The 7033-nt window shown below is 52.9% G+C and carries 4 protein-coding genes and 3 pseudogenes; 2 read left to right on the top strand and 5 right to left on the bottom strand.

What is annotated here, in order from left to right:
* Positions 1 to 191: 191 nt before the first annotated feature.
* Entirely contained in the window at positions 192 to 929 is a 738-nt protein-coding gene (locus OU11_RS09235; RefSeq protein WP_152597099.1) for a hypothetical protein, read from the bottom strand.
* Complete coding sequence (locus tag OU11_RS09240) at positions 930 to 1394, bottom strand: hypothetical protein (protein WP_152597100.1); 465 nt, start codon at positions 1392 to 1394, stop codon at positions 930 to 932.
* Between the two features lie 305 nt (positions 1395 to 1699).
* On the opposite strand from OU11_RS09240, the gene OU11_RS06450 reads away from it, so the two are divergent.
* Positions 1700 to 2710 (top strand): hypothetical protein, encoded by a 1011-nt coding sequence (locus tag OU11_RS06450; protein WP_033515390.1) that lies wholly within the window; start codon positions 1700 to 1702, stop codon positions 2708 to 2710.
* 321 nt (positions 2711 to 3031) lie between these two features.
* Positions 3032 to 4096, top strand: coding sequence for a hypothetical protein (locus OU11_RS06455; RefSeq protein ID WP_033515392.1), 1065 nt, complete (start codon positions 3032 to 3034; stop codon positions 4094 to 4096).
* Positions 4097 to 4337: 241 nt separating this feature from the next.
* On the opposite strand, the pseudogene OU11_RS06460 reads toward OU11_RS06455, so the two are convergent.
* From OU11_RS06460 to istA, 3 pseudogenes are all read right to left on the bottom strand, one after another.
* Positions 4338 to 4490, bottom strand: a pseudogene (locus OU11_RS06460) (IS256 family transposase); the annotation flags it as partial.
* A gap of 104 nt (positions 4491 to 4594) precedes the next feature.
* Positions 4595 to 5356 (bottom strand): annotated as a pseudogene (istB, locus tag OU11_RS08665) (IS21-like element helper ATPase IstB).
* Positions 5356 to 6824 (bottom strand): annotated as a pseudogene (gene istA, locus OU11_RS08670) (IS21 family transposase). The pseudogenes istB and istA overlap by 1 nt, the downstream one beginning before the upstream one ends.
* Positions 6825 to 7033: the final 209 nt, after the last annotated feature.

Raw genomic sequence — 7033 nt, forward strand, 5'->3', positions numbered from 1 at the left:
TCTCTTTGATGCTCCTTGGATGAATCTTGCTGATTGTATGTGCTGATGGTCTTCATCATGGCGAAGACCATCAGCATGCATACGGACGCATTGTGTTCGAATAATGTGCGCGCATACTGCTTAGTGTCCGTCTTCAATTCAAGATGGGATGTCCGAGTGCGAAGTATGTAGCAAGCTAGGAGGTATCTACATCAATCGACTGCCTTGATTTGATCTCGGGTTACGTTTTTTGTGTATTTTCCAATCATCATGGATTCATTTATCATCGCTGGGCACTCCAGTAGTTTTTGATTCTTGGGGGCATCTGGCTCTATCAACTCTTTGATTATTTCGTTCGTTATTGCATGCCCGTCCGCATCAACAATATTGGCGTACTTCAGACGTTGAAGCTTAGCTTCGATAAGCTGCCGTAAAGCAATTGCCTCAGACATTTCTTGTTGCGCTTCTTCCTTGCTCATGGTAACCGCGCAGTTAGGGTCCTCGGCACCAATATTCGGGAGTGCCACAAAAGGAGTATCCTTCACATCTGCAACGTCAAGGGTGTTTCCATCTTTTAAATTCGATGGTTGTGATTCTTCTGTGGTTTTGCGAAATTTGCGCTTCAGATAGGTGACGGCCTTATTCTTTGCGGTCGGAACGAACTCATCTGTAAACCAGAGCAGAGCCTTCTCGTAACACCAACACTCAAATGCGTCACATGCGCGGTATATGACGTTTTCGATTAGTTTTACTGCAGGAGAACACTCTATTTGAGTTTGCGAGCACGCATCTTCATATACTGTTGTTACTGGTTCGAAGTTAAATGATCCCGAAAGCTTATTGGTTTTGTTGTCGAGAGCTACTCCGCTGATTGCTCCGGGGTGTTTTCTGGATTTTGCCGGGTGCTTCCCTTCTTCGGCTATCATGCGATACAAAACTTCTGACATCATTCACGCTTCCTTCTCAACTGATATCTGGTCATACTCGTATGCTCCAAGCGGATATTCCGAGATGACGCCGGATATGTGAATGAATCGTCCACATGAGGGGCATTCAATTTCATACGTATCGAAAGAGTGTTCGCAGCGGTATCCCATCTGCTCTTCGGATGTCTGTTCCTCGCAGTAGGGTGATAGGTCTTTTGCGAAATCATCGCCACAATCTTCGTATGGGCACGTTAGGACTCTATGAAGAGAAATATGGTTGAAGTCCCATTCGGAAAGATCCGTGCCGGATTCGGACAAACATTTGTTTTCCTTGACTTTTGCATGATAGTCAAAGAGGGCTTTGCGAAAAACCTCCGACTTTGATTGGTCGAGCCACTCGCTTGCTTCCGTGAGTTGTTGGTTTTCGCCCTCATTGAGTCGCACTCTGTATACATAGTTGCGTGCATCCGGTTTCTTAGGCCTTGCCATGTGCGCATCCTTTCGTTTTTGTGGTCACAATAATTACATCCCATAACGTATGCCTCTTTTACCTGTCTGTCAATTTTTGTGGGCACAAAAACGTTTGGAGCGTATCCGGCACGCGATTTCAGCCACATCGCAAGACATAATGGAAAGCCTGACTTTTGTGAACATCTATCCATCGCGCCCAGACTCGTCATTGTGGCATTCTCCGTGGTCGTGCGTTCGAGTTCACGCATCCGATTGCCGAATCTGTTTTTTCTACAGTCCAACAGTCGGATCGTGCTTCGCGATGGAGAAGCGTTATCCTAAGTATGAGCGGTACGTGTTATTCGCGCGTTGCGACAAGGCAGATTCATTCGCGTGAGATTGTAGAGGTTTTTAAGATGTGGGTAAAGCATTCTGAGCAATACGACCCTAGAACTATCGCACTGCAAAGAGAGGCGAGTCTTGCGGACGGTCTTTTAACCTTGGGGTTCAAATCGTTGCAGATTGCTGATTTTCAGAATCAGGAGTGCTACTACGCTGGATTTTTCAACATGACCATAGCTTTGGAACGCGTCTGCAAGCTTGCGATTCAGTCAGATTCCTATAAGAGAGAAGGGCAATTTCTCACTGATGGCGAATTAAAGAAATATGGGCATAAGCTCAGCGAATTATATGTGAAAGTCTCACAAATCATAGAGTCCAATGGAAATACTGTTAAAGAGCCAAAGAATGCTCAAGAAATCAAGGAAATGCTGAATTTCTTGACCGATTTCGCAGAACGAAGTCGTTACTACAACCTCACCAGTCTTCAACAAGCAAAGGGAAATTCTGAGCCCATTAAGCAATGGTTTAAGATCGCTTTACGACACCAACAGTCTGATTTGCCTAGTATGGAACTACGCCAAGAAAATGAAAATCAAGAACCCGACGATGGGGAAGAGGATGAGCTGCATGATGCTTGGTTCTTTAGAGAGGACGGACAGTCTATATCTTCTCCGGAAGATATGAAAAATGCCTTAATCCGCAGCTTTCATGCCCAGCTCGAAGGGCTGACAGTCTGTTACCGCATCTGCCAATACCTTATTCGAGGACTGCTTCTTTTCTCAGAAGCGTGCTCCCCTTCCGATCGGGCAATATTAGACAAGCAGTCGTGTGATAAGAACGGATCGTTGGAAAAGATGCTGCGTCGCGCGGAAGAAAGGGGGAACATTTTCTATCTTCCAAATTACGAGGAATTCTTCGAATACTTCTCAAGGACGGATGATGAGTTTCGCAAAGAATGCGAAGAGTGTTTGCGAATAATCTATCAAGGAAAATATAGTTCTTGCCTCAGTTGATAATCTTGGTTACTCCAAGCATTTTGATAGGCGATAGTAGAAGGTGCCAACCTCCTTGCATGGATTACAGTGGCCTAGCTGCTTTCCTTCTCTCGTGGCTATACGTGACCGTATGTCTAGCCACGAGACTGCTATCCAACAAAAGTGACATAGGCGAAGCGGCGTTTGGATGGAGACCGACCCTCGTCGCTTACTTACAACAGCAAGTCGGTAGAAGGATGGACGTGTGAGCAAATTGTTTTTTGTGCCTTTATACCGTTCCTCAATGAAGGTCTACCATACGGAAACCGTATATCGCTGTACCAGCTTTTATTGGACGCAATGCCATATGTATCGCCTCTAGCGTTCGCTTACATTCTTTTCGGCATTTACAAAGTCATTGAGGTGCGCAATGATTCGGCCGCTACTGGTGATGTCAAGGTATACTGGCCACTCGAGGAGCTACTTCACCATCCATCTGGTTGGAAAAAGCTTGAAAGAATAGTATTATTCCGTATTCTGCCGCCGGTGATCGTTCTTGTACTGGAAGCAGCGCTTCTAACAAAATATCACTACTACGATCAACTCCTATGGGATCTTCTGGGGACTGTCGTTATTTTTGAAGTTATAATTCTTTTCCCATTCATCCTTAAGGGGGAGTGTATAGGCTGCTCGCACTGGGTCTTTATCGTCGTTTATCTCGTTATTGCCAAACTTGTTTTTCTGCTGACAATATATATTGATATCGATATCCTCGCACCGAAACTCAGCGATATAGTCAACGGTTTATGGTCCAGCTTGCTTACGGCCGCAATAGTCGTGTTGTATATCAGGCGGATTCAAGAGAAGAAAAAGGATACCGAGACTACTTCTGATTCACGTTTGGATGATATGTGCGTTCGCCGCATGCTGTCTTCCTTCAACCGGATTCGCTACAGCTACGGCATCCAGATAGAGAAAGCATGCCAAAACAACTCAACATCTTTGACTCTGCTATACGCGATCTTGATCTATGAATCGTTGAACAGACCTCTTCCTATTCGCAAGATAGAGAATCTATGGGTAAAGATAACGAGATGTACCGCTACTGTAGGCATCGCCCAAGTCAAATCAAGCGTTCCCCTGACAGACGTTCAAAGCATAGAGAAGGCCGCGAAAATATTGGAAAAATCTGAAATCAACAATGCTGGATCAGACTGGGATTCGCTCATATATCGATATAACTCGTCGAAGAAATACGTGCAAAACATATGGAAGATAATTACGGTATTGGAAAGCCGGGCACACTTCTTCAGATCAGAAGCCATACATAAGTGCCGAAGAAAAGGTGGCATTTGCGGCATTACGCTGACTTGGGGGTTGTGGATGGAATCCGGACGAAAGTGCAGTCATGCGCAGGAAGCATAAAGCGTACTCAATGCGGACCGCATTACGTTCAACATGCATGACGAAACGAAAACCGCATCCGGATTATGCCGAAGCAGCCGAGTCTTGCATGTATTTTGCCCCTTGAAATGAAAATTCAAGACTGGAAGTTGGCGCTCGTATCGTATATAAGGTCGAACCAGCCGAGGCGAACTCGGAGAAGAACCAGGGTAGTGCCCGAAAGGTTGCGCACTTTGGATCATGCCCGTCCATGGCGCGATGATCAGTTCGCTTCCTGCAGATTGTCATCGAGCCGGGACATGTCGAGGTAACGCCGGTTGGACCATTCGTTCGCGGTGACGTACCATATGCGCGCGCAGACGAGCATGAGCGCGCTGTTCCCGTTCGGGAAGCTTCCCACGACGCGCGGCCGCCTGTCTTTCGTCAAATCGAGGTGGACGTGTTCGGCGGTTGATTTGGACACTGTCGGCGTTCAGGTTGGACGGTATGGGCGGTTGGTTGGTTTCCTTTGTTTGTTGGTTATTTCATGAGTGAGTGGGTGTTTCGGTAGGATTCGCCATGGAATCGGATGATGCGGCCGTGGCGGGTCGATGCGGTCGATGACGGCGGCGGCCATGTCGCCGTCGCCGAACACGTCGCCCCATCGGCCGAACTCGAGGTTCGAGGTGAAGATGATGCTTCTCCTTTCGTAGCTGTCGGCGATGATCCGGGGACAGGAGCCTGGCGCCGTCGATGTCGATGGGCAGGTATCCGGGCCCGTTCGATGACGAGCAGGTCGGCCTTGCCGATGGTCTTGAGCTCCTGGTCGAGCCTGTTCTCGGTTTTGGCCTTGCGCAGCCGCATGATCAGGCCGGAGGCGGTGAAGAACCTGACCGGTATGCCCCGCCTGCAGGCGAGGGTGCCGATGGCGATGGCGAGGTGGGTCTTGCCGCATCCCACGTCGCCGTAGAGCACGAGGTCCTCGGCTCGGTCGATGAACTCGAGGGAGACGAGCTGTTCGCGTCCCCAGTCGGTGGGGAACGCGGCCATGCTCCAGTCGTACCCGTCAAGTTCTTTGGATTGGGGGAAGCCGGCCTGTCTGAGCAGCCGGTTCCGTTTGGATTCGGCGCGGCTGGCGTTCTCGGCGGTGAACAGGGCCGCGAGGAAGCCGAGCTGGCCGGGGGTGGCGTTCTCGACGGCCCGTCCGGGCACGCTTCGGGTCAATGGCAGGTTGCGGGAGAGTCCCCGTGACCTGTTCGGCGGTGGCCTTCCGTGCCGTGCGGTCCGTTCGCTTCGCGGGATCAGTCGTCATCTCTTTCCTCCATGTAGGTGTTGTATCGGCTCAGATCGGGGCCGGGTGCGGTGTCCTCGCCGCCCTGCCTGATCCGTCTGGCGGTCTGGTCGATCGAGGCGCGGTCGAGCCGGCGTCCGGCATCGATGATCGCGGACACGGCCTTGGCGGCGGCCGCGAACCCGCTGGTCGAGGACACATGCCTGATGTCGTCGACCAGGTCTGCGCGCGCCCGTCCATCCATTCGGTCGAGCAGGTCGCGCACGTTTTCGGGGAAATCGCCCCGGATCGGGCTCTCGCCCCACATCCGGGGCTTGCGCGCGATGATCGCCAGCAGCGTCGTCGGTTCCATGACGGTGCGTGGCTCGTGGCCCCATACGCGTTCCAGCGTCACGATGTATTCCCCGTCGGGGCCTCGCATCTCGATGTCCAGGGCCCTGACACCGGCCCGGAGGCGCATGGAACGCCATCTCGGACCGGCGAGATACCGGTTGCCATCGATCAGGGCCGTGCCGGTGCGGTCCGTTTTCACGCTCCGCCAGTCGCATGCGTCGAACGGCGTGCCCGGCAACGGGAGCATGTGATCCAGGTCGGTCTCGAACAAATCCCTGATCGGCACGGCCTGGCGGTAGTGCTCCCGGCGGGCGATGGCGTCGCACTCGTCCAGCCAGGCGCGGCTCAGCGCGTCCCACCCCTCGGCCGCCGGTTCGGGCACCATCAGGTCGCCATCGCACGAACCCGACCGCGTTCTCGACGCTGCCCTTCTCGTGGCCCGCATACGGGTTGCAGAACCTGGTCCCGGCACCCGTAATGCGCGCTGAACAGGGAGAACAGGCGAGTCTGCGTGACCGTGCCGTCCGCGTTGCAATGGCCGACGCCCGTGGCGTTGTCGAACACCAGCACCCTGGGCGCCATGCCCATGTGTCCGAAGACCTGCAGCAGACCATGGCACACGCACTCCGTGGTCTCCCCGGGCAGCGCGGCCACGTACCGCATATTCGAGTACGGGAACGAGACCGTCAAATAATGCACAGTCCGTTCCACGCCCGCGACCACGGCCTTTGCCAGACCGTAATCCACCTGCGCCGTGCCGGGGGCCCACTCCAGCTCCGCGTACCCGTCGGAATCCCGGCGATGCGCCTCCCGCCAGCGTTTGACCCATCGCTGCACCGAGGAGTACTCGCCGGGAAACCCGAGCTCGGCCACCAGCCGCTCGTGCACTCGGCGCGCGGTATGCCGCTGCTTGCGCGGCATACGCAAATCCGAGGTCAGCCACTCGTCCGCAGCACGCGCGTACTCACCCGTCACCAGGGAACGGCTCCCGACCGCCCCCTCCCGCGGCGAGGGCGAATAATCCCTCGACACGTACTTGATTACCGTCGTACGCGAAACACCAAGCTCCCTGGCTATCCGCGTGTGGCTCAATCCCTGTCCTTCCAGCTGCCTGATACGCTGTTGGATACGCACCGGTGTCGTCATTCCTTTCCTCCCGAGAAACCGAACGAATGGTTGATCAGCACTCGGGAATCTATCAGGAAACCAACGGCACCGGCGCTCTCATGTCACACCGGTGCCTACCGCCGACACTGTCCAAAATGAACGCCATCACCGTCCAAAACAAGTGCCGACACCGTACAGCTTTATTCGACCACAAACACTGGCGCGCAGCACGTACTATCATCAGCTGA

It is taken from the genome of Bifidobacterium pullorum DSM 20433 (assembly GCF_000771405.1).
GTDB classification, from domain to species: Bacteria; Actinomycetota; Actinomycetes; order Actinomycetales; family Bifidobacteriaceae; genus Bifidobacterium; species Bifidobacterium pullorum.

Excerpts from the sequence above, each read along its gene's own strand:
- OU11_RS09235 (WP_152597099.1), bottom strand. The coding sequence starts at position 929 with ATGATGTCAGAAGTTTTGTATCGCATGATAGCCGAAGAAGGGAAGCAC.
- OU11_RS06450 (WP_033515390.1), top strand. The coding sequence starts at position 1,700 with ATGAGCGGTACGTGTTATTCGCGCGTTGCGACAAGGCAGATTCATTCG.
- OU11_RS09240 (WP_152597100.1), bottom strand. The coding sequence starts at position 1,394 with ATGGCAAGGCCTAAGAAACCGGATGCACGCAACTATGTATACAGAGTG.
- OU11_RS06455 (WP_033515392.1), top strand. The coding sequence starts at position 3,032 with ATGCCATATGTATCGCCTCTAGCGTTCGCTTACATTCTTTTCGGCATT.